Raw genomic sequence first — 22,245 nt, forward strand, 5'->3', positions numbered from 1 at the left:
AAGCCTGCATCCGACTTTGCGTCGCGTGCAGGCTTCTTTTTATTGTTTTTTGAGTTCGAAGGCTCTTAATTGTTTCCATGTCCCTGTGTCTGATTGCTGAAGCAAGATCAGCTTCTCGATCGTGGAGGTGAGGTTCATCTTGTTCATCCTCCAATTGCCGTATAGATCGTACAGCTCATCGGATGTAAGTTGCTGGGCTAACGTCAAATGAGGCGTATAGACGTAACGCTGCGCTTCCAACGCGAGCGGACCGGTGCAAACCTGTTGATGCAGCTGAACCATAGGAGAAGGGTCTTCCAGCGCCATATACAGTACATGACTGACCGGGAAGAAGGAGGATACCCGATTGAACGCAATCGTAAAGGATGATAGAGCGGTAGATACAGCTTCCAGATGGGCGATCGCTGCAGCTAGCTTCTCATCACTCCACGGTTCAGCCTCACGAACAGTCAAATGGGCGGGGATCAGCGAATAATGAGGGTCATGTCTAATTCGTAATCGATCGGCAGCTTCCTGCACCTTTTTATCGGGAAAAACCGCAATGCCATATTTCATGTCCACCAGCCTCCTGAAAAGATCTTATGATTCAAGTATACCCGAATGCATGAAAAGATAAGAATTTCCGATTTTGGGGTATTCTATGGCTACAAGCACGTTTGCAGAATAGAAAAACGCAGAAGATCGCGAACAGCAGGGAGGGATCAATATGAGGTGGGTATACTGGGTGCGTTTGTACGAGACCAAATTTCAAGCGGGATGCCTCGTAAGGAGGATGGAGAACGATTGGTGGGTATACGGCTACGAATGTCCTCGTGAGGTTGAAGTATTCAAATCGCGCAAAGGACGGTACGGAGTAAGGTTCTTACCCTAATACGGGATCGGATAGAAAGAAATCTGAAGAAAATTAGAATAATTTGCTTGACTTGAAATATGCATATATAGTATATTAATTGATGTCGCCATTTCAAAAAAAGCTTTTTAACAAATGGAATTACGTCGCGGGGTGGAGCAGCCCGGTAGCTCGTCGGGCTCATAACCCGAAGGCCGCAGGTTCAAATCCTGCCCCCGCAACCAACCTTTCGATCTCAACGTCAACCGGCGTTTTTCGAGGGCCCTTAGCTCAGTTGGTTAGAGCGGTCGGCTCATAACCGATTGGTCGGGGGTTCGAGTCCCTCAGGGCCCACCATTTGCAAGCTTTTTTTACACACATGCCGGGGTGGCGGAACTGGCAGACGCACAGGACTTAAAATCCTGCGGTGGGTGACCACCGTACGGGTTCGATTCCCGTCCTCGGCATCCTTTATCGGATTATATGATTGACGTACATAAAACTCCTTTTTCTTATCTGTGAACGCAGCTGAGAAGAGGGAGTTTTTTCTTGATAGATGTTTTGTATTGATAGAGATATTTGTCGAACATTTGTTTGGTGACAACCTATGACAATATGAGATAGTATAATAAGAAGAGATAAAGCATTCATTCATTACCATATGAAAAGGATCGTGAGCAGGCATGTCGCGCGGCAAGTTCGAAGGGTATAAAGTTTCGTTCAAGATCGGTTCCTACAATACTTACGTGTATATGAAACCGGAATACTATGAGAAATGGAAGTTTGAGCGTGATTCGCGAATTAAGGATGTTTTGGTAGAAGAGGTTGAGATTAAGCTGTCTTATTTCTTGAAAGGGTTAGACAAGCAGTAGAGACGAGGAGACGGGAATGACGAGATTACTAACACGAGTGCTTTGCTTGTTAATGGGCATCATTTTGGTCCTATTGCCTGCCTGCCAGATTGCGCCTGCGAACAAGAGCGGGTTGGCGGACACGGCTGGCAAGCTGAGCGTTCATTTCATTGATGTCGGGCAAGGCGCATCACAGCTAATAATAGGTCCGACGGGCAAAACCATTCTTATCGATGGCGGGAATAATAGCGAAGAAGCGAAGATGGTCGCATACCTCCAAAGTCAGCGGATAAACAAAATCGATATATTGATCGCGACGCATCCCGATGCGGATCATGTTGGCGGTTTGGATGCGGTCATTAGCCATTTCGATATAGGTAAAATCTATATGCCGAAGGTTCAGTCCAATACAAAGACATTCGAAGATGTACTGACGGCGATTAAGGAGAAGTCGTTAAAGATCTCTACGGCGAAAGCCGGGTTATCGCTAGAATGGGAGCAGGATGTCGAGGTTCTCATGATCGCGCCTGTATCCGTCTATGAAGATACGAATGAAATGAGTGCGGTCGTAAAGCTAAGCTACGGGAAACATTCTTTTCTGCTAACCGGCGATGCAGAAGCGGAGAGCGAGAACGATATTATGAAGTCTGGCGTCAGCTTAAAAGCAGATGTGCTGCTTGTTGGTCATCATGGCTCTAACTCTTCAACCTCTACTGAATGGTTGAAGAATATTCAGCCGAAATTTGCGGTAATCCAGTCTGGGACGAACAACTACGGCCACCCTACGAGCGAGGTGCTGGGTAGGCTTAAGAAACAAGGTGCAGAAGTCTATCGTACGGATCAGTTAGGAAACATTTTGTTTGTTACTGACGGTACTTCACTTGAGATTGATCATACAGACCGTTTAGTCGATGCGAAGGCAACCGACACTGCAAGCGATAAGCTCACCCAGCAGAGCGTGTTTGAGAGCTGTGCAGCGGTCAGGGAAGCGGGCAAAGCGCCCATTCGCAAAGGTGACCCTGGTTATAATGCTAAGCTTGACCGTGACGGTGATGGGATTGCTTGCGAATAAGGTTATATGTGGAGGTGGCTGTTCATGCGTGGAATTGTTGACCGCTTTGAAGGAGAATATGCCATAATTGAAATTGACGGACAGATGCAGGATGTTCGAAGAGATCAAGTGGAGGACAGCGTGCAACAAGGCGATGTTGTTGAACTATGCGGAGCTATTTGGAAGACGGATAAACAAGCGACAGAAGCACGCCAAAATGCCGTGAAGAAATTAATGGATGAATTATGGGACGACTAGTTGTTGGTTTTAAGCAATTTTGAACAACGTTGGAGGTGCATACGAATGAGCATCGAGCTAAATAACGACTGGGCTCAGCGGTTGGAACAGGAACTGGAGAAACCTTATTTTCAGCAGATGCTGGCTCTTCTCGAGCAAAAGTATAACAATGAAATCGTGTATCCGGCCAAAGAACATATATTTAACGCCCTTCACTATACACCTTATGAATCAGTAAAAGTCGTAATCCTCGGGCAAGACCCCTACCATGGGGAGGGTCAAGCCCATGGCTTAAGCTTCTCGGTAAGAAAAGGTGTAAAGACGCCGCCTTCCCTTCAAAATATTTATAAGGAGCTTCAGGCTGACATCGGTTGTCCGATACCCGATCATGGCTGCTTAGAGCACTGGGCAGAGCAGGGCGTTCTGCTGCTCAATACGGTACTGACCGTGGAAGAGGGCAAGCCTAATTCGCATCAGCGAATCGGATGGGAGAGCTTCACGGACGCAGTCATTGAAGCGCTGAATGAACGCGAGACACCGGTTGTATTCATACTTTGGGGAAATCATGCTCAAGCGAAAGCAGCGAATATACAAGCGGACAAGCATCATATCATCGCTTCGCCTCATCCAAGCCCATTAGCGGCACGCAAAGGCTTCTTCGGCAGCAAACCATTCTCGCAGACGAATGCCTTCTTAACAAGCATAGGGAGCGCGGAGATCGACTGGCAAATTCCAAACCACGCAGAGGCGACACAGGAAAGTTTTGTTTTCTAAATAGCTTATCAAAAAGGCTTCTCGCCGTGATCCGATGCGCTTATCGGATTGCGGGAGAAGCCTTTTCGATATTATTCGGAAATCGGGAAGCCCTCGCTGGAGCTAACACCTTCATTACCCGAAGTACCGCCGCCTTCAGAGCTGCCGATAACGGGCTCATAAGCTGCATCAATATAAGTGGATATTTGAACATCCGTAATGACTTGAGGATACATTTTGTCCGGATCTGGCTGCGTTGCTTCAAGCCTTAAGATAGCTTGCTTCCCTTCGAATACGATGGACCCAATCCGAACGCCATAGCCTGGATGAGGCACCTGAGCTGTTATGGTTACTTTGTTCACGTCTCCGTTAACTGGCGTTACACTAAGCTTCGCATCAATAATCGGATCTGGCGTTGGCTCTGGTGTAATAACCGGCTCCGTGTTCTTAACGAATTGAATGCTGTCATACACCCAGCCTGCTGCTTCGCTGCGAGTAATCGGCTGCTTCGGATAGAACTTGTTCGAGCTGTCGAGCTGCGCGATTTTGCTTATGAGGAGCTTCTGAATGCTGTCCGAGTAAGACGGATTAACGTCTGCTTGATCCTCGAGCATGAGGAAAATCTCTATAAAGGCATAGTCGCCTTTGATGGAAATTGCTTTGAACAGGTGATGCGCGAATTGCTCTTTTGTCATGATGTCGCCTGCTTTAACCGTCTTCGGAACTTCAAGACCATAGAATGCAGCGATAATGAATGATTGGGAATACCACACATCATCCTTCAAATTCGGAAATGAATCCGTCGCTTTGGGAGCTCTGATGAAACGGACATGGTCCAAGTTAAGATCCAAGCTTTTGACGATTAGGGAAATACCTGCGGCGTAAGTTAGATTCCCTTTGGGATCGAAATTATCGCTTTGACCAACGCCGCTCAACAACCCAAGCTTTTTCAGCTCTGCGATTTTCGCTTCATTCGGGTCGTTCTTAACATCCTTAAATGCCCACACAGTTTGTCCGAGTGCAAGGAGCAACACGGCTATTATTGTGAACGTCAGTAAAGATTTCTTCTTCATCGAATCACCTCATTTATGATTTGCTGCAGCACTTATTTGACGTGCAATATACGGTTATTGTTGCATCTATAGGCAGTTTTGATTTCAAAATTATGTGAACAACCTATTCGTAACCAGATCATTAAAAATTTTTTTTAATGCGATGTATATATAACCAAGATCCATCACAAAATAACCTCACATCCAAGAAAGGAGTGAGCATACATGGCTAACCAAAATTCGAGCAGTTCAAACAACTTGGTTGTACCACAAGCGAAACAAGCCATCAATCAGTTGAAAATGGAAGCAGCACAATCTCTAGGCGTGCAGTTCTCCCAAGACGGATACAATGGCAACTTATCGACTCGCGATGCTGGATCTGTTGGTGGATACATCACTAAGAAGCTTGTCCAAATCGCTGAGCAACAATTGAGCGGCGGCAGCCGTTAATCAACACCTGATGTAACCTTGCAGGCTTGGAAAAATAACCCCCGAATCATCTACATAATAGATGGTGAAGGGGTTATTTTAGTTTGCAAAATTATTATGGTGATTGTAGTTGGCTCGAACCACTGCCCCCTACCCTGTCAAATTTGGGACCGCGGAATCGTGCAGGAGGAAATAGGTAGACATAGATTGAATAGTTATAAGGTGAAGAAATGAGTAGGGAGCGTACGATACATGGAAATGGAAGAAGTTATAGCATTGTGGGAAAGATTGCAAGGGCTAGATAATCATGATCGCTCTAGAGTAATGGCTAACATTTACGGGGGATACAAAGCAGCTATTCAATATAAACTATCACCTGAACTGGAAAAAGAAGCTTTAGCTTTTTTTACCAGGGTCAACGAAGCGATTGAAAATGTCACAAAATGAATATGGGATAAGTACGAAATAATAGGTGAAGACACTATAAGCCACCCTTGTATAGGGTGGCTTTGTATTATGCGAATAAATGGTACTGAAAAATGGCCGTGTTATGTTAAACGTGCTAAAAGGCCATTACTTACGTGGTTGGCGGTTCTGGAGGTGGCGGTGGAGGCGGCTCGGACGTTCTGACATTCACGATTGTTCGATCTGATTGAATTTGTCTTTGACTTAGTAAGGCTATTTGCGCCTGATGTTGAGTTATAAGTAGAGACTGTAATTGACTTTGTGCTTGTTGCTCTGCTTGTGCCTGCTCTTGCATCTGTGACATAACTTGTGCTTGGAATTGTAATTGGGCTTGAGTTTGTGCTTGCAACTGTGCTTGCACTTGAGCTTGAAATTGTAATTGGGCTTGTAATAGAAACTGTAGTTGATTGGAAGATCCACAGTTCTTTCTAGTTCGGGGCGCTCTTTTTTTGCATGACTTTTTCGCCATATCTGAATGCACTCCATTTCAATAATAAAATAGTTATAACTCTATAAGCATATGATGCGAGACAAATATCGGACGAGGCTAAAGACGTGGTATAATCGCACATTTTGATAGAAGACGGTAGATTGGTCTCGAAAACTTTTAAATTTGCATCCTTCTGGGCTCAGGGACAACTGTGGAGTTCGAGTAGGTTGCCTGTTTAAGGTGCCGAAGGGTGTACCATCAGGAGGGGGGAGTCGTGATTTGTTATTCACATGAAGGAAATAATGGGGGGATAAAGCCTACCACAAAAGATAGGCAGAGGGTGCGGCAAACGGCGTAGGTTTAGGACAAAAATAGGATACCGAGTCGAATCACCAGGGCGGCATTAAATTATTATTAATATTATTAAGCGCTCGGCAATCCGTTTGCACCAAATTCGCACCAAATCTCAAAAAGTTTAAGGAATTATAAACAAAATTAAAAAACGAAAAAACCGCGAGCCTAATGTTTATAAGGCTTCGCGGTTTTCTTCTAGTATGATCTGTAGTGGGCTCGAACCACTGACCCCTACCCTGTCAAGATAGTGCTCTCCCAGCTGAGCTAACAGATCAGGTTGTATTAGCGACAATTAATAATATATCAGGATCGAAAACCGAAGTCAACCATAATATTCATTTTTTCTAAGAAAAAGTTCGGTCAAACCAAATAGAACAAATAGGGCTACCCTTAACGTCGTTAAGGATAACCCTTTCGTTCATGCTCAATGCTTATGCTGCATTATTATTGCAGCGATGTGAATTAATTAGCAGCCTTTTCCATAGCCGCCTACTACTCCGCAGCTACAAGCAATAATAACCAACAGGATGAACAATACCAAGATAAAACCGATGTTGTTGTTGTGGTGGAAGGCGCCGCCTACATATCCAGACATTATACGATGCACCTCCTTGTCATAAAGTACTCTGTAATGTATGTTGACTGTTTCTAATGTGATTGGGTGTTTGTTAGGGAGGTTAATAATAACTGGCAAATGACTATGAATGCGTATTCTAAAGCCGATCTGATCCGCGTATACATATAGAAAGCGTGCAGGAGGCGGTATCGGTTGGCGGAGCAGTATGCGTATTTGGCTATTTGGCTGATTGGCATGTTTGGGATTATCGGCATTGTCATTGGAAGTGTCGCCAAGTTTGTGAAGGACGACTCGCTTGCTTACGATGAGCAGTTCATATGGAGAAGGAAACTGGGGAAGGATGGCCCTAGAAAGCACTGAAAAGGAATAGTCCGATGAGATTCATCTTAATCCAATACATGCATGCACCAGCAAACAAAGAAGAACCGACGTCAGTCGGTTCTTCTTGTTGCGTTGTTACACAGTGCGTACCAATCAACGCTTAGAAAGTTGGTAAGCTATCTAGATTATTATCTGTGCGCCCGTCAGGCACCGAACGTAAGTGCTCTTCATGGTCGCGGCCACGGAACAATTGCAGGTTGTTGATCTCGTTATTGCGGACCATCGACTGAGCAGTTAAATAGTCGACCACATTGCCAGACGAAAGCTTGAATTCGACGATACTGCCATCGCCATTTTTTCTGACGGCTACTACTTCTTCTTGTCCGTTATTCGGTTCCATTATGATCAGCCTCCCGCCCAGTAGTATGCGAACTTTAAACGTCACTCATACACGGACGCGGAAATCGTCATATCCTCATTGTTATACCTCGTAACGCTTCAACTGCTCTACAAATCGCATTGAACCCGTCTTGCCAATGAATTGTTCCATCGAATCGCCATAATGCATGAGCCACGTTTTCTGTTGGATCTCGTCAGGCAGGGTCATCAGCTCGTCTAAGCCTGCATGAACGACGGCCGGCGTTTCCAATTGGCAATCATGATAGATTGTCTCAATCCCGTCATTGACGAGTCTCTGCAGCAGTTCTCCGTCGAAACGCATATCAGCGCTGTAGAAGAAGCGGCGGTTGAATAGGAAGGAGTAGCTCTTCTTGTTCTCGATATGTTTTGTTTCTATCGGCAGCACCGTTAAGCCTGGCGCAATCTCCGTTTCACGGTCAGCATGAAGCTTTCTCACTTCAAAAAAATCGCCCAGCGTCTGCAGAGGACCTTGCGTAAGCCCTCCCCGAAGCGTCTGCTCCCATAGAGGTTCGATTATATCTTCTACAATATAAAGGACCGGTTTACGCCCATATTTAAACATCATTTGAAAGGCAAGCTCTTCTAACCCGCCAACATGATCGCCATGGATATGGCTAATTAATACGGCATCAAGATCATTGAAAGTTAAGTCTGTTTGATGAAGCGCCTTAGGGAGCGTTATGCCGCAGTCCAGCAGCAAGCGAAAGCTTCCCGCTTCGATCAAGGCGTTGTTATTATCGTATTTTTTGGCAAAAGCGCTACCTGTCCCTACCATTTGAATAAACATAATGATTCCTCCATCGTTTTCATGTCATTACTGTACCAAAAATTACTTGTCGATGCCAAATGTAGATGCACATTCGCCCCTCTCTACATACAATGCAGGAGCGAATGGATATTATCGAAGGGGTGCATCCAAGTTGAGCAAAGGCAAAGGAAAAGGGAAAGTAGCCAAGAAGAAACCGGCGAGCGAGAGGAAGCAATATCATTATAAGCTTGTGTTGTCCGATACATGCGCAGTATGCAAGACGCCTTGCACAAGAGGGATGCGCTATTTGGATCGGATGAGGCAGCCGGGAGCCGTTGGCAAAGGGGTACCTTGCGTCCTTACGAGAACCTACGGGTAATAAAATTAATTTTCTGACTATTTCCCAGGCAAGCGCATATTTCAACAGCATTTGACAGCGACTGACGACAGGCATTGCGCTTTGAGGCAGCAATGAAAAAATATGAAGCGGCCCCGCAACTTTGGACCTCTCTGTGAGTATAAACTTACATCCAGGCAATCGGATGGAGGTCCACAGCGATGAGATTCAGAAAGGTAATTATTCTGTTGGTGCTGCTATCCCTATGGGGCGGAACGATGCTGTTCGCGGATGCTGCAACTCAGAAGGTACGAGTCATTATTAATGGCATAAATCAAGATGACGGCGGAATTATAGTAGACGGCAAAACTTATTTGCCGCTGCGGCAGATCGCATCTTCTATGCAAGCTATAGTGGAGTGGGACAATCAAAGCAAGCGGGCTACGGTCGACAAACCAAATGTGCATATGTTCCTCTTCCGGAACAATAACGTTTTCGGCAACGTCAACAAAGGTTTCCAAGGCAGCTTTAAGGTGTTCGCCCAGATCGATAACTTGAAGGCCGAAATAACGGCTGTTAAGGTATCTATATTCGACCCTGGCGGCAAGGAGAGAGTCATACAGAGCGGAGCAGTTAATCCGAAGAGCGATAACTTCTGGTATGCAACCGAGGATATCGAGTACAAGTTCGAATCTGCCGGGAAATATCCGATTCTATTCTTCATTAAGCTGAAGGGCTCAGATGAATGGCAAGCCATCTCCGAGAAGCAAATATCGTCATTAGCGCCTTAATGAACGTCTCCCCATTACGGGGAGGCGTTTTGTTTGACCAGCATAACATATCGTGGTAGGATAGCAAGGTATGCATATATAACTGAAATGGGGTAATATCATGAGCGAGCATCAGCATGAGCATGGAGATAATTGCGGTTGCGGTGAAGACCATGAGCACGAAGAGCATGTGTTTATCGTGACTGACGATGAAGGCATAGAGCGTGAAATGGTTATGGTTTATACGTTTGAATCCGAGAACAATGTATACGCAGTTCTGCTGGATCGCAACGATCCGGAAGCGGACGGCGTTATTTTCCGTATTGAAGAAGAGAACGAAGAAGCATTCCTCGTTGGCATCGAAGACGACGCCGAGTGGGATCGCGTTACGGCTATTTACGAGGAAATTGCTCGTACGGAGAACGAAGCGAAGTAATTCGCCGACTTTATCATTGCATAAGAAAAGAAGGGGCAGCCGCGGCTGCCCCTTCTTTTGCTTTCGTTTACTTGCGTGGATAATAATAAACGGTCCGGCCGTTGAAAAGCGTAAGCTCGGCTTGCAACTGCTTCGCCATGTACTTGCATAGCTCATTCGCTTTGGCCTTGTCGCCATGCGTCGCGCTGTCCGGCAGGACGACCTGTACGCAAGGTACGGTATCGCCGGCCGCGCTAGTCGCTTCGCCAGTGCCGAATAGAATGTGATTGTAGTGAGATGTGATTCCTTTCAAATAGAACCAGCGATCGTCGCCTTTCGATTCGAACGTATAAGGAAAAGCGGCTTCAGCATAATCCCAATCGAGCTGGGTGCCGGTGAGCGCTGTCTGTTCCCTGTAATGCTGCAGCTTGCTGCGTACATCGTCTAACGTTAAGCTCGGGGCTAATGAACCTTGCACGAATTTAATATAAGCGCTCTGACTCATCGACTCTCACCTCTGTCAACATCATAGCATGACCGTTTGGAAGTGACAATAAAAGGATATTAGCTGATAGCCGTTTCTTCCACGATTACTTTCACGTACTCGATGCTGCGATCTTCCGGTCCTTTGACTGGCAGGCCGACTTCGACATGATCGATAATGTAGTCGATATTTTTTTGCGAGATGACCTCGCCCGGCAGCAGAATCGGAATTCCCGGCGGATAGACGTAGATGAATTCAGCGATAATCCGACCTGCCGATTCCTTGAACGGAATGACTTCTGTCTCGGCGTAGAAGGCGTCGCGCGGCGTCAGCGAGAGCTGCGGAATGTCCGGAATCTTGACGACGAGCTCGCGTGCTTCGGCGCCTTCGTGGAACTTGTCGGACAGCCCGCGCAGCGCTTCGATTAATTTTGATACCGAGTCGGACGTATCACCAGGCGTAACTAGGCAAAGAATGTTATACATATCGCTCAGCTCGATCTCAACATTATAGTTGTCGCGCAGCCAGTTCTCCGTCTCGTAGCCGGTAATGCCCAGATGACGGACGTGAATGCATACTTTCGTCGGATCGTAATCATACGTCGCTTCGCCTCCGAGAATTTCTTCTCCGAAGCTATGAAGTCCCGGAATCTTATTGATTTCCGCGCGAGCATGTTGGGCAAGCGAGATCGCTTTCTCGGCAAGCTCATGTCCGTTAAGCGCTAGATTGCGGCGCGATGTGTCAAGCGACGCAAGCAATATATAAGAAGTTGAAGTGGTAGTCAGCATACTGATGATCGTCTGCACGCGCTGCGGATTAACGCGACCTTTGCGCACGTTAAGCACCGAGCTTTGTGTCATGGAACCGCCGAGCTTATGTACGCTCGTAGCCGCCATATCTGCTCCTGCTTGCATGGCGGACATCGGCAGCTTCTCATGGAAATGAATGAGCACCCCATGCGCCTCGTCGACAAGGACAGGAATATCGTAGCTATGAACGAGCTCAACGATTTCCTTTAAGTTAGCGCAAATGCCGAAGTAGGTCGGATTAATAACGAGCACGGCTTTGGAGTCAGGGTGACGCTCTAGCGCTTTGCGAACGGAACGGGTCGTAATGCCATGGTCAATACCAAGGTTGCTGTCGCGAGCGGGAGAAATGAAAACGGGTCTCGCGCCTGCGAAAATAATAGCCGCCATAATAGACTTATGAACGTTGCGTGGAACGATAATTTTATCGCCCGGCGCGCATACGGACAAAATCATCGTCATAATAGCGCCGCTCGTTCCTTGTACGGAGAAGTACGTATAATCGGAACCGAACGCATCGGAGGCAAGCTTCTGAGCTTCCTCAATGACTCCGGTTGGCTGATGCAGGTCATCAAGCGGTGCTATATTGATGAGATCGATCGACAAAGCATTGTCGCCGATGAATTCACGAAATTCGGAATCGCTTCCTAGCCCTTTTTTGTGACCGGGTATGTGGAACTGAACGGGATCCTGCGCCGCATGTCGGCGAAGGGCGTTGAAGAGCGGGGTATTGCTATGATCCATCGCTTTCATCCCTGCCTTTCATCTGATGTGCAAACAAGCCCCAGTATAGCAAAAACAGGGGGGAATGCAAGCTTCATTTTCATTCAAGCGCAAACGGCTCTCGCCATCTTTGGCGGCAATAACAATGTTTCACGGTGAAATATAGACACAAGTATAAGTGTGGAATTTATACTTTCCTTATTTTTATAAAAGGATAGGTTTGGCTATTTGTTCTCGAATTGTTCATACCAATCCCATAAACGGTTATGGTAACATAGGTGGGTGGAGGGATTACAGCATGTTAAAAAATCGTATGGCTATCGTAATGGCAACTTTAATGACTACATTCATAGGCTTTGGCATTATCATCCCGGTTATGCCAGAAATTATACAAGCCGCCGACCCGGATGGGGCGGAGATTCATACCGGCTGGATGCTTGCTTTGTATTCGGCTGTATCCTTTGTTCTGTCCCCGTTATGGGGCGGATTGTCGGATCGGATCGGCAGAAGACCCATTATTTTAACCGGCATATTGGGCTTCGCAGTCAGCTTCCTGCTGTTCGGTCTGTCTTCAGGCGACTTGACGCTCATGTATTTGTCCCGTATTCTTGGCGGATTGTTCTCCGGTGCGGTTGCATCGGTTATCGTCGCTTACGTAGCAGACATTACTCCGCCTGAGCAACGGACGAAAGGGATGGGACTCGTCGGCATGTCGATCGGTCTGGGCTTCACCGTTGGACCAGGCTTCGGCGGGATATTAAGTCTCGTATCGCTGGAAACGCCGTTCTACACCGCATCGGGTCTAGCGCTAATTACGTTCATTTTGGCTTTCATGATGCTGAAGGAATCGTTGCCGCCAGAGCAGCGTCGCAAGAGCACGGAGAAGCGGGAGTCCCGCTTTTCAGCATTCACAGGACCGCTCAAATACTTGTATGTGCTTGCTTTCTTCGTGACCTTTACGCTCGCGGGCATGGAGGCGACACTGCAGTTTTTCGGAATGAAGCGATTTGATGTGACGCCGCTGCAGGTCGGCATTTTATTCTTCGTCTGCGGTTTTGTCGGAGCGCTTGTGCAAGGCGGCTTCGTAAGACGCCGGATTAAGACGGGCGATGAACCGAAATATATCGGCATCGGACTTGTCATCTCGGCGATCGGATTTTTTATGCTGCTAGGTGCGCATTCCTTATGGTGGGCAACACTTTCGCTGGCCGTATTCGGCATCGGGAACTCGCTTATCAGACCTTGTGTAACGTCGTTAATTACTCAGAAGACGAAGGTAGGGAAAGGCGTTGCTTCCGGACTTAGCTCCTCGATGGACAGTCTCGGACGTATTGCCGGACCGTTGCTTGGCTCGTTCGTGTTCACCATCTCGATGGGTCTTCCTTATTTGATCGGCGGCATCTTATGTTTAGCCGCACTGTTGTTGCTGATCCGATTCCGCTCGCTGGACAAGCAGGAAACTGCGACAGAAGCTTAGGCTGGGCAAGAGCATGAAAGAGGGCTGTGCGATTAGCGATCTCATTCGCTATTCGCACAGCCCTTCCTTTTTATGGAGCCAATCCCTTTAATACAAATGTAATTGTAGCTTCTCGTTCCGCTTCATCATCCCAGTTCACCGCATCCTTCGAACCGAACAATGAACGCGATAGCACATAACCGATTATACTAGACACCGATAACCGAATGATCGTGAGCGGCGACCAATCGATAAGCGAGCCGTTGCGCTGGAACTTTTCGACGCTGGCGGTCAGCTTCTCCAATATTTTCGATAGTATTTGCTTCTGGAACTGCTCTTGCATGTCGGGATGGAATGGAATTTCCTGAATGAAAATCTTTAGGATTTTCATGTTCTTTTCTATAAACTCGATTCGATTAACAATAATGGCGCGCAGTAGCTGGTCGTAGCTGTCATAGGTGCTATCCAGCACTTTATTGAAGTCACGCAGGACGAACGGTGCAATCAGCTTCGCCATCACTGGCGTGACGATCGACAGCAGCAAATCCTTCTTCGTCTTGTAATGACGGAATATCGTCCCCTCCGCAACGCCTGCACGCTGCGCAATCTCGCTTGTTGAGGAAGCGGCGAACCCTTTCTCCGCGAATATATCGGCGGCAGCCTGCACGATCTTGAGCTGCTTATCGGTCATCGCATGTTCAGCCTCGTCGAGCTTCAGAAGCTCCTTCAGCCATTTTTCTATCGGTTCTTGCTCATCCCTACGCTCAGACACTTCCTCACTCCTTACCATTCTCTATCTATTGAAGTCATTATAGCAAAGTAATGAAATTCTTACATACTCCTGTGTTTCTTCAGCGCCAGCACGTTCAGCAGCGCGAACAACAAGGAGAAGCCAATGAGCACATATACATCGATCCCGATGTCACGCCAGCCTTCGCCGCGAATCATGATGCCTTGCATCGCGTCAGCTCCATAGAAGAGCGGCATTGCGTAGCTGATCTTTTGCAGCCAAGGATTCATCGCATCAAGATTGAATAAGCCGGAGAAAAAGGCTTGCGGCACGATGACAATGGGGATGAACTGAATCATTTGAAATTCATTGCTGGCAAAAGAAGACAGGAGAGTTCCCAGCGTCAACGCGGTTAATGAGAGCAGCAGGTTAATAAGCAGCACATAACCGATCTGTCCGGCCATGTACATGCCTAACACGTTAATGGAATACCAAGCGATCAGCATCGCCTGTATGAGCGTGAACAGACCGAAGCCTGCCAAGTAACCGAGCACCACCTCGGTGCGCCTGATCGGGGAGGCAAGCAGACGTTCCAAGGTGCCGGTCGTACGCTCTCTTAGAAACGACACGCCAGCGAGCAGGAAGACAAAGAAAAACGAGAAGAAACCAATAAGAACCGGGCCGAATGAGTCGAAGGAGGCCATATCCGGACCGCCATGCAAATAGGTGATCGCCGGCAGTGACGAGCTGACCTTTGCTTGAAGCGTGTTTTGGAATAGCAGCATAACCGCCTTGTTCATCGCCGGGTCGCTGCCTTCGAGCGTGATTGCGAATCCGGGAGTGCCGACTTGGATGAAAGCATCGAGATCCCCATGCTCAATCGCCAGTTGCGCCTCGTCGGTCGAGGCGTACTCCGTTAGCGATGCGCCGGCTGCAGTCAGCTCGTCTGTGAATGCTTGAGGCGCGTTGACCGTCCCAATATCGGGAGTTATCGCTTGACCGTCGAAGACCAGCTTCATCAAGCTTAAGATGAGCAATGGAGCAAGGAATAATAGAGCGAGAGTTCGCTTGTCTCTAATAAATTGCCGGATGATGCGGAGGGCCAGTGCGCGGATTCTCATTGTGTCGCCTCCGTTCCGGCAACTTGCTGCTGCCCGAGAGTGATGAACGCTTCCTCGATCGTTGCCGCTCCCGCTTGCTCGATTATGGCTTGCGGCGTATCGACAGCGATTAGTTTGCCGTCTCTAATCATGCCTAGGCGGTCACATTTCTCAGCCTCGTCCATGACATGAGTCGTAACGATAATCGTTACGCCTTGCTGGCTAAGAGCGGAGAGCTCCGCCCATATCGATCGCCGCAGCACCGGATCGATGCCTACGGTCGGCTCGTCGAGAACGAGCAGCCGAGGCTCATGAAGCAGTGCGGTAGCCAGCGATAATCTGCGCTTCATCCCGCCTGAGTAGTCGCTAACTTGCTTGTTAAGGTGGTCAGACAGTTCAACGAGTGCGGCAACCGCTTGAATGCGTACTTGCAGCTTAGCGCCTTTTAAGCCAAAGAGCGCACCGAAGAATGCTAAGTTCTGTTTGCCGGTTAGCTCATTGTAGAGAGCGTCGGATTGCGCCATATAGCCGAACGCTTGCAGCATCTTAAGCTGAGGAATGGGCTCGCCAAGCATGTGAACACTGCCGCCGTCGGCGCGGTCGATACCTGTTATAAGCTTAATAAGAGTTGTTTTGCCAGAGCCGGAGGGGCCGAGCAGCCCGAATAGCTCGCCTTGCGGAATGGTAAGCGATATGCCGTCGAGTATGGTTTTGCCATTAAATCGACGCTGTATCTGATGCAACTGTACAGCAGACACCGATTGCCCGTTTACCGAAGGGGTAGCCGACATGAAATACACGCTCCTCGAATGAAATGTCGTGAATGAGTGATTACTCACTTCATTTGATTATAAGCGAGGTATAGCAAAAATAGAAGTGAGTACTTACTCATTCGTGAGGTCGACCTAGACTTAAGGCGTAGATTAGTTCCGACTAAAGGCGAGATCAAATAACGTTCTCGAGACGTTTTTACAAAGTCTGCCTGACCTTTATGATTATGAAAGACAAAAACAAAGAAACCGTATGGGAGAAGGAGTCGGGAAAGATGAGTAGATTGACGGAGTGGTCCTTCCGCAATAAGGCAGCTATTATTTTGATTGTAATCATGGCACTAGCGATGGGGGTGATGAGCTACCTCAGGCTGCCGATGGAGTTTTTGCCAGCTGCGGACAATCCGCAAGTCATGATTACGGCAATCGGACCGGGCAATGACGCGAAGTCGATGGAACAGCAAGTGACGGGACCGATTGAAGAAGCGGTGGCCTTCGTGAAAGGCAAGACGGATATGTTCTCGACCTCGGGCGATGGTTACGCTCAAGTGAACTTGAATTTTGATTCGAAAACGAATATGAAGGAAGCGAAGGCGGAGATCGAACGAATCGTCGATCAGGTACAGCTTCCGGCGGGCGTTATGAAGCCGTTCGTCGTGCAATTCAACACTTCGATGATACCTATCTCCTGGGTCGTAATGACCTTCGAAGAAGGGTTGACGGATCAGCAGAAGGATGACAAGTTCAAGGAAGTAAAAGCGGAACTGCAGCGTTCCGAGGGAGCGGGACAGATTTCGATTGGCGGCAAATCGACGCCAACCATTCAAGTGACTCCGCTAACGGATAAGCTGGCATCGGCTGGCATTCCTGCGCAAACGCTGATGGGCGTACTGCAAGGACGGGGCGTAACGGCATCGCTAGGCGAGAAGAATGTAGACGGATCGGCGGCCAACATTGTCCTTAACGATCAAATTGCGGATATCGAGACGCTGCGCAAACTTCCGATCATTCCAGGTGTAACGCTTGCTGACGTCGCGAAGGTCGACTATGCCAATGATCAGGAGAGCATTAACCGACTGAACGGCAAGGACGCAATCATGTTCACCATTTCCAAGTCGGCGGACGCTAATGCGGTGAAAGCCGGCAACGCAATCGAAGAGGCGGTTAACCGACTGAACGAAGACGTAGAGGGGATCGAAATTTCCGTCGTGCTTAGCACGGCTGAATCGGTCGTATCTTCGGTGAACAGCATGCTTCGCGAAGTGTTGCTAGGTGCATTATTCGCTACAATTGTTATCCTATTGTTCATGCGCAATCTGAAGGCGACGATCGTAACGGTCGTATCCATACCGTTGTCACTCGGCATTACGCTCTATTTGCTGCAATTATCCGGCGTTTCGCTCAACATTATTACACTAGGCGGAGTTGCGGTTGCGGTCGGTCGACTTGTCGACGACAGTATCGTCGTCATTGAAAATATATATAGAAGATTACAAAAAGAGCCTTTCTCCATGAAGCTCATTACAGATGCGACGAAGGAAGTGGCATCGGCGATTACGTCGTCGACGCTCGTAACGGTAGCGGTATTCCTGCCAATGGGACTTCTGCGCGGATCGCTCCAAGCGTTCCTGTTGCCATTCGCATTGACTGTTGCTTACTCGCTTCTAGCATCGCTTATTGTAGCGCTGACTGTTGTTCCTTTGTTAAGCGCGTGGTTATTGCGCGGCACGAAGGAGAAGGAGCATACAGGCTCACCGAGGTTCGCTGCATTCATCCGCTGGAACTTGCAACGGAAATGGGTGCCGATTGTGATTGCGATCGTACTGTTCGTAGGTTCAATCGGCGCATACGTCGCGATGCCGAAGGGCGCGCTTGATTCTTCCAGCGCTGGCACGGTAAACGTCTCGCTGCAATATCCGAGCGATACGCCTGCCGAAGCGGTAGAAGAAGGCGGGAAGAAGCTCGAGTCCTATTTGGCAGAAAATGATGGCACGGAATGGGTGATGATGTCCATCGGCAATAGCGCCGACGCTGCCCAGTATGGCGGAGTCAATTCGCCGACGCTTGTCGCTTACATCGTGGATCTGAACGATGGAGTCGATGCCGAGCAGTTCATGGATGATGTGAAAAAACAGAAAGATGGTTATGGAGAAGCGGAACTGCTCGTGAACGCTACCGATTTGATGATGGGCGGAGGTTCATCGCAAATTTTCGTAGACGTTACCGGCGAAGATCCGGCGAAGGTTGAACAAGCTGCTCAAGAGCTGCTTGCAGCGCTGAAACCGGTAGACGGCGTGCTAAAGGTGGAAAGCAATCTCGAGGAGAAGAAGCCAGTCTACTCGTTCAATATTGATCCGGCTGCTGCGAAGGGCGAAGAGCTAGCGATGCAACTGCAAAGCATGTTGAACCCTCTGCCGATTGGCAGCATCCGAATTGAGGATCATGACACGCCTGTTATTTTGCAGCCAATTGTTAACCCAACCTCTGAAACAGATCTTAAGTCGCTTACGGTTATGACAGAAGCTGGTCCGAAAGCGATGTCGGATATTGCCGAGCTCGTTCGTAAGGAAGAGCCGAGCAGCTTCTACCATAAAGACGGTAAAATGTATGTACGCGTAACGGCAACCGTAGAACCGAAAGAGCTGTCGGTCGTCGGCAGCGCGATTACCGATAAGACGAATGAGCTTAAGCTGCCGGAAGGCGTTGCGTTATCCGTAGGCGGTGCATCTGCGGAGCAAGCGAGTGATTTCGCGGATCTGGGCTTAACCGCATTAATCTCCATCGGTCTCGTATACTTGATTATGGTGCTGTCGTTCAAGACATTGCGCACACCGCTTGCCATTATGTTCTCGCTGCCGCTTGCGGCTATCGGCGCAGTGACAGGCTTGCTCATCTCAGGCGTAACGCCAGACTTCACCGCGATGTTCGGTGCGCTTATGCTGATCGGTATCGTCGTTACCAATGCGATTGTATTGCTCGACCGCGTCAGACAGAACGAGGAGCATATGTCGATTCGCGAGGCGCTTATAGAAGCCGCAACGACAAGGATGCGTCCAATCGTCATGACAGCGGTGGCGACAATCTCTGCGATGCTGCCGCTTATATTCGGCTCGCATGAGTCGGGAAGCATAGTCTCGCAAAGTCTTGCTATTGTTGTCATTGGCGGTCTGACGGCTGCGACATTGCTTACGCTCATCATCGTGCCTTGTATTTATGAATTGCTGTACTTCCGCAAGTCGCGCAAGCAACGTATTGCGAATACGAATGGAGCTGCGAAGGAAGCGGCGGCATCGGTACAATAATTTAGATATAACGAAAAGAAAGGCCGTTCTGCAGATCGTGCAGAACGGCCTTTCATATTTCATATATCTAGCAGTTTATACAAGCGACATACGATAAAGCGGCATAAGCGTTTCGAATGTCGAAGATGCGAATTTGAGCAAAATATCGCCGCTGCGCAGCAGCATGTCATCCGCCGGAATGTGGCGGCCGATCAACAGCTCCGCTTTCTTCACGTCGCGGAACCGGACGAGCGCCTTGTTCCAATCCTCGGTGCTCATATCTCCGGTTCTCGTCGCTTCCTTCATCGTATGGTCAAGAGAGATCATATAGTTGTCCGGCACGGCGGCAATGACGTCATCGAGCTTGTCCAAATAAGCTGTAGCAATCTGCGATTTGTTCGGCACTTCATAGATGAGCGCCAGCCACAGGAACAGATGGTCATCGAACAGGCCCAACTGGAAATGCGGATGAGATTTGTAGCCGCGTTTGTTGTTGCAAATGCTGAGCCAAGTATCCTTCGGAGGGTTGACCGTGCGTCTGGCGTGTTTCGCGATATGCAGATACATTTCGTCGCCGGCATGAACGGCAAGCTCGCCAGCCAGCCGTTCGCCGATAGCTTGGAATTTCGGCTGAATAAGCTCTTGAATGCCAGCCATGCGTTCCTCCAAGCCTTCCAGTTGAAATACGTTAAAATCCTCTTGCGTGAAGCCGACTAGTCCGGCTGTTGCTGTTTTCGTTGCCATAATATAATTTCTCTCCTCTATGTCTGTGATGGACTTACAAGCCCTGCAAGAGCTTCAAATAATAGATCGCAAGCTGCGTCCGATCTCGCAATTCAAGCTTGTTAAGAATTTCAGAAATGTAATTCTTAATCGTTCCTTCGCTTAGAAAGAGCGACGAAGCAATTTCCTTGTTCGACTGCCCGTCCGCTACGTGACGGACAATCTGGCATTCCGCCACCGTCAAGCCCTGCTCGGCCAATCTTTTGCTTGCTTGATCGAATAGAAAGGATGGCTCGACCGAACCGCCGCGAGGCGATTCAAGCATGCCAGCCAGTTTGCGGGCAATGTCGGGATGAATTAGCATCGTGCCTTGATGAACGGTCTTAATGCCATTAATAATGAGGCTAGGCGAAACGTTCTTAAGCAAGTAACCGTTCGCCCCATTGCGAATGGCCTGCGCAATATAATCGTCATCGTCGAATGTCGTCAGAATGAGGACGGCAGGCGGAACCGGCAAGGCACGAAGCAGCTTCGTGCCTTCCACGCCGTCGCAGACCGGCATTCGAATATCCATAAGCACGACATCAACAGGGTGAACAGCCGCGAAGTCGGCGGCTTCTCTGCCGTTCTGACTAACGCCGACGACTTGAAGTTCCTTATCCAGATCTAATATCACATGCATGCTTTCCCGAATAAACGGATCGTCATCGACGACAAGAACCTTGATCATCGTGTGCACCTCCTTATTTATGGCGCTCGCATATGTAATCCCGAATCACGCCGCCGCCTTCCGTTTGCGCGAACCTACTTCGTTAACAGCGGCAAAATAGTTGTGATGGCAAATTGCTCCGCGGTCGCAACCTCCAGCCTTCCGCCAATGAGGGCGATCCGCTCTCGCATGCCGCGTATGCCAAGTCCGGCTTCTACAGGCTCGTTCGGCAGCATGCCGTCATTCGCAACCGTCAAGGACACGCTGTCGCTCTCGAACCTGAGGTCGACGGTAATGACTGTTGCTTCGCCATGCCTGATCGCGTTCGTTATCGCTTCTTGCGCGTTCTTGAACAATATAAGCTCCATGCTCGGGTAGATCGGCCTCGGATTGCCGTGCACCTCGAATCGGACCTCGTAGCCTTGTCCGTCCACCGATTCGGCCATTAACCGATCCAGCGCGTAACGACGCGGTTCGCTATCGCTATCCGAAGCGAGCTTGCGCACGGTTCGGCGCATGCGCTCCATGCTGTCCTGTAATTGATCGCGGATTTGCTCGACAATGCCGCGGGCTCTATCCGTATCGACGTCAAACAGATGCAGCGCGGCTTCCGACATCATTTTCACGCGAATGAGCCGGTGCCCGAGATCGTCATGGATATCCTTGGCAATTCGATTTCGTTCCTCGGTCTGGGCGTATTGCTCGATTTGGGCGGCGTAATCTTTCATACGGTCTTTGGCGGCATCCAATTGCTCGTTGCTGATCGTGAGCGCTTCATACAGCTCTTCGAACTTAAACCTCTTTTTCTCAAAATCATTCGTAACGAAGAGCATGCCCGCGGCCGTTCCCCATAAGACGAGGAGAGCAACAATCAACTCAAGCTCTCTGCCGTACAGTCCGACCGTAAGCGCCGCACAGCCGATGGCCGTCCAAGCCGCGCAAGCTCGCACGGTCGCTCCTCTGCGGAATGCCGCAATAAGCGTTGCGAAAGGCAGGAGGTATAAAATTCCGCCGTACGTATAAGAAAACCAGCTAAAGTAGACGAGCTCCACAATCAGTATCGGTCCTGCTAATCGAGGCTTGATAATGTCGGCTTTGCTAATTAAGAGGGCGATCAGTGCGAATGCGGTATACGGGGCGTATGTTCTTGCTTCAATATCTATGATGGTTACAAGTGCCGGTATAGCTATGAGCAAGCTTCGCATTCGGAGCAGTATGACATTCATATGGAATGGTCTCCCGAAACTGAATTTGTTCCCAATCTATGCTTTTTTGACGGCGTTAGCCATATCCGCTTCCATATATTGCGATAGGCGTTTTCTCATTATATCACAGACAGTCAACCTGGTCGCCGGTATCGCAGGCATGCATCATTTTGGCAAAAATGACTTTTGTCACCTCGATCTCATGACTTTGGAGACCTG

26 protein-coding genes and 4 tRNA genes are annotated in these 22,245 nt (G+C 48.7%); 15 read left to right on the forward strand and 15 right to left on the reverse strand.

Translation table 11 applies throughout. From position 1 onward, the window contains the following. Positions 1-39: 39 nt before the first annotated feature. Positions 40-555 carry a 2'-5' RNA ligase family protein gene (locus AC0YN0_RS05915; RefSeq protein WP_475820422.1) on the reverse strand — a complete coding sequence of 172 codons (516 nt, stop codon included), beginning with the start codon at positions 553-555 and terminating at the stop codon, positions 40-42. Between the two features lie 442 nt (positions 556-997). Here AC0YN0_RS05915 and AC0YN0_RS05920 point away from each other — a divergent pair. The 7 genes from AC0YN0_RS05920 (at position 998) to AC0YN0_RS05950 (ending at position 3,742) form a co-directional block, all read left to right on the forward strand. Next, positions 998-1,074 (forward strand) — tRNA-Met (locus AC0YN0_RS05920). 35 nt (positions 1,075-1,109) lie between these two features. Continuing rightward, a tRNA-Ile gene (locus AC0YN0_RS05925) sits at positions 1,110-1,186 on the forward strand. Between the two features lie 24 nt (positions 1,187-1,210). Then, positions 1,211-1,296 (forward strand) — tRNA-Leu (locus AC0YN0_RS05930). Between the two features lie 216 nt (positions 1,297-1,512). Next, complete coding sequence (locus AC0YN0_RS05935; RefSeq protein WP_337098670.1) at positions 1,513-1,701, forward strand: hypothetical protein; 189 nt, start codon at positions 1,513-1,515, stop codon at positions 1,699-1,701. A gap of 16 nt (positions 1,702-1,717) precedes the next feature. After that, complete coding sequence (locus tag AC0YN0_RS05940) at positions 1,718-2,752, forward strand: MBL fold metallo-hydrolase (protein ID WP_475820423.1); 1,035 nt, start codon at positions 1,718-1,720, stop codon at positions 2,750-2,752. A gap of 24 nt (positions 2,753-2,776) precedes the next feature. Further along, on the forward strand, positions 2,777-2,989 hold the full coding sequence (locus AC0YN0_RS05945; protein ID WP_475820424.1) for a DUF3006 domain-containing protein: 213 nt from the start codon (positions 2,777-2,779) through the stop codon (positions 2,987-2,989). Positions 2,990-3,034: 45 nt separating this feature from the next. Continuing rightward, a complete protein-coding gene (locus AC0YN0_RS05950; protein WP_475820425.1) occupies positions 3,035-3,742 on the forward strand; it encodes a uracil-DNA glycosylase in 708 nt (235 codons plus the stop codon). A gap of 71 nt (positions 3,743-3,813) precedes the next feature. Here the strand turns inward: AC0YN0_RS05950 and AC0YN0_RS05955 are convergent, their stop codons facing one another. Beyond that, the gene (locus AC0YN0_RS05955; protein WP_475820426.1) at positions 3,814-4,794 is read right to left on the reverse strand and encodes an S-layer homology domain-containing protein; all 981 of its coding nucleotides are present in this window, start codon (positions 4,792-4,794) and stop codon (positions 3,814-3,816) included. A gap of 204 nt (positions 4,795-4,998) precedes the next feature. Here AC0YN0_RS05955 and AC0YN0_RS05960 point away from each other — a divergent pair, with 204 nt between their 5' ends. Next, a complete protein-coding gene (locus AC0YN0_RS05960; RefSeq protein WP_337098675.1) occupies positions 4,999-5,223 on the forward strand; it encodes an alpha/beta-type small acid-soluble spore protein in 225 nt (74 codons plus the stop codon). Positions 5,224-5,454: 231 nt separating this feature from the next. Continuing rightward, a complete protein-coding gene (locus tag AC0YN0_RS05965; protein WP_475820427.1) occupies positions 5,455-5,649 on the forward strand; it encodes a hypothetical protein in 195 nt (64 codons plus the stop codon). Between the two features lie 130 nt (positions 5,650-5,779). Here AC0YN0_RS05965 and AC0YN0_RS05970 read toward each other — a convergent pair whose 3' ends face one another. The 3 genes from AC0YN0_RS05970 to AC0YN0_RS05980 all read right to left on the reverse strand — a co-directional run bounded on the left by AC0YN0_RS05970 (position 5,780) and on the right by AC0YN0_RS05980 (position 7,046). Further along, positions 5,780-6,136, reverse strand: coding sequence for a hypothetical protein (locus AC0YN0_RS05970; protein WP_475820428.1), 357 nt, complete (start codon positions 6,134-6,136; stop codon positions 5,780-5,782). Between the two features lie 516 nt (positions 6,137-6,652). After that, a tRNA-Val gene (locus tag AC0YN0_RS05975) sits at positions 6,653-6,725 on the reverse strand. Positions 6,726-6,917: 192 nt separating this feature from the next. Beyond that, positions 6,918-7,046 (reverse strand): YjcZ family sporulation protein, encoded by a 129-nt coding sequence (locus AC0YN0_RS05980; protein ID WP_475820429.1) that lies wholly within the window; start codon positions 7,044-7,046, stop codon positions 6,918-6,920. Between the two features lie 174 nt (positions 7,047-7,220). Between AC0YN0_RS05980 and AC0YN0_RS05985 the strand changes: the two genes are divergently transcribed. Continuing rightward, positions 7,221-7,388 (forward strand): hypothetical protein, encoded by a 168-nt coding sequence (locus AC0YN0_RS05985; RefSeq protein ID WP_337098689.1) that lies wholly within the window; start codon positions 7,221-7,223, stop codon positions 7,386-7,388. A gap of 121 nt (positions 7,389-7,509) precedes the next feature. Here AC0YN0_RS05985 and AC0YN0_RS05990 read toward each other — a convergent pair whose 3' ends face one another. Together AC0YN0_RS05990 and AC0YN0_RS05995 are read right to left on the reverse strand one after the other, a co-directional pair. Next, positions 7,510-7,749, reverse strand: coding sequence for a DUF3892 domain-containing protein (locus tag AC0YN0_RS05990; RefSeq protein ID WP_475820430.1), 240 nt, complete (start codon positions 7,747-7,749; stop codon positions 7,510-7,512). Positions 7,750-7,830: 81 nt separating this feature from the next. Continuing rightward, positions 7,831-8,562 carry an MBL fold metallo-hydrolase gene (locus tag AC0YN0_RS05995; protein WP_475820911.1) on the reverse strand — a complete coding sequence of 244 codons (732 nt, stop codon included), beginning with the start codon at positions 8,560-8,562 and terminating at the stop codon, positions 7,831-7,833. 127 nt (positions 8,563-8,689) lie between these two features. On the opposite strand from AC0YN0_RS05995, the gene AC0YN0_RS06000 reads away from it, so the two are divergent. From AC0YN0_RS06000 to AC0YN0_RS06010, 3 genes are all read left to right on the forward strand, one after another. Further along, positions 8,690-8,896: a hypothetical protein gene (locus AC0YN0_RS06000; RefSeq protein ID WP_337098691.1), complete on the forward strand. Its 207-nt coding sequence runs from the start codon at positions 8,690-8,692 to the stop codon at positions 8,894-8,896. Between the two features lie 179 nt (positions 8,897-9,075). Next, a complete protein-coding gene (locus tag AC0YN0_RS06005; RefSeq protein WP_475820431.1) occupies positions 9,076-9,645 on the forward strand; it encodes a stalk domain-containing protein in 570 nt (189 codons plus the stop codon). 100 nt (positions 9,646-9,745) lie between these two features. Continuing rightward, positions 9,746-10,060: a DUF1292 domain-containing protein gene (locus AC0YN0_RS06010; RefSeq protein WP_337098693.1), complete on the forward strand. Its 315-nt coding sequence runs from the start codon at positions 9,746-9,748 to the stop codon at positions 10,058-10,060. 67 nt (positions 10,061-10,127) lie between these two features. Here AC0YN0_RS06010 and AC0YN0_RS06015 read toward each other — a convergent pair whose 3' ends face one another. Further along, the gene (locus tag AC0YN0_RS06015; RefSeq protein WP_475820432.1) at positions 10,128-10,544 is read right to left on the reverse strand and encodes a DUF1885 family protein; all 417 of its coding nucleotides are present in this window, start codon (positions 10,542-10,544) and stop codon (positions 10,128-10,130) included. A gap of 59 nt (positions 10,545-10,603) precedes the next feature. After that, positions 10,604-12,073: an aminotransferase class I/II-fold pyridoxal phosphate-dependent enzyme gene (locus AC0YN0_RS06020; protein WP_475820433.1), complete on the reverse strand. Its 1,470-nt coding sequence runs from the start codon at positions 12,071-12,073 to the stop codon at positions 10,604-10,606. Positions 12,074-12,350: 277 nt separating this feature from the next. Here AC0YN0_RS06020 and AC0YN0_RS06025 point away from each other — a divergent pair, with 277 nt between their 5' ends. After that, the gene (locus tag AC0YN0_RS06025; RefSeq protein WP_475820434.1) at positions 12,351-13,529 is read left to right on the forward strand and encodes an MFS transporter; all 1,179 of its coding nucleotides are present in this window, start codon (positions 12,351-12,353) and stop codon (positions 13,527-13,529) included. A gap of 70 nt (positions 13,530-13,599) precedes the next feature. On the opposite strand, the gene AC0YN0_RS06030 is transcribed toward AC0YN0_RS06025, so the two are convergent. From AC0YN0_RS06030 to AC0YN0_RS06040, 3 genes are read right to left on the reverse strand one after another with little or no spacing between them, the layout of a single operon-like run. Further along, positions 13,600-14,280 carry a TetR/AcrR family transcriptional regulator gene (locus AC0YN0_RS06030; protein WP_475820435.1) on the reverse strand — a complete coding sequence of 227 codons (681 nt, stop codon included), beginning with the start codon at positions 14,278-14,280 and terminating at the stop codon, positions 13,600-13,602. 59 nt (positions 14,281-14,339) lie between these two features. Next, positions 14,340-15,359: an ABC transporter permease gene (locus AC0YN0_RS06035; protein ID WP_475820436.1), complete on the reverse strand. Its 1,020-nt coding sequence runs from the start codon at positions 15,357-15,359 to the stop codon at positions 14,340-14,342. After that, a complete protein-coding gene (locus tag AC0YN0_RS06040) occupies positions 15,356-16,129 on the reverse strand; it encodes an ABC transporter ATP-binding protein (RefSeq protein WP_475820437.1) in 774 nt (257 codons plus the stop codon). Before AC0YN0_RS06040 ends, AC0YN0_RS06035 begins: the two co-directional genes overlap by 4 nt. Positions 16,130-16,383: 254 nt before the next feature. Between AC0YN0_RS06040 and AC0YN0_RS06045 the strand changes: the two genes are divergently transcribed. Continuing rightward, a complete protein-coding gene (locus AC0YN0_RS06045; RefSeq protein WP_475820438.1) occupies positions 16,384-19,410 on the forward strand; it encodes an efflux RND transporter permease subunit in 3,027 nt (1,008 codons plus the stop codon). A 75-nt stretch (positions 19,411-19,485) separates the two neighbouring features. On the opposite strand, the gene AC0YN0_RS06050 is transcribed toward AC0YN0_RS06045, so the two are convergent. From AC0YN0_RS06050 to AC0YN0_RS06060, 3 genes are all read right to left on the reverse strand, one after another. Next, positions 19,486-20,133, reverse strand: a complete 648-nt coding sequence (locus tag AC0YN0_RS06050; RefSeq protein WP_475820439.1) for a DUF1054 domain-containing protein — start codon at positions 20,131-20,133, stop codon at positions 19,486-19,488. A gap of 34 nt (positions 20,134-20,167) precedes the next feature. Next, positions 20,168-20,842 carry a response regulator gene (locus tag AC0YN0_RS06055; RefSeq protein WP_475820440.1) on the reverse strand — a complete coding sequence of 225 codons (675 nt, stop codon included), beginning with the start codon at positions 20,840-20,842 and terminating at the stop codon, positions 20,168-20,170. A gap of 74 nt (positions 20,843-20,916) precedes the next feature. Beyond that, positions 20,917-22,047 (reverse strand): sensor histidine kinase, encoded by a 1,131-nt coding sequence (locus AC0YN0_RS06060; RefSeq protein WP_475820441.1) that lies wholly within the window; start codon positions 22,045-22,047, stop codon positions 20,917-20,919. Between the last annotated feature and the right edge of the window lie 198 nt (positions 22,048-22,245).

It is taken from the genome of Paenibacillus sp. J22P218 (assembly GCF_056269195.1).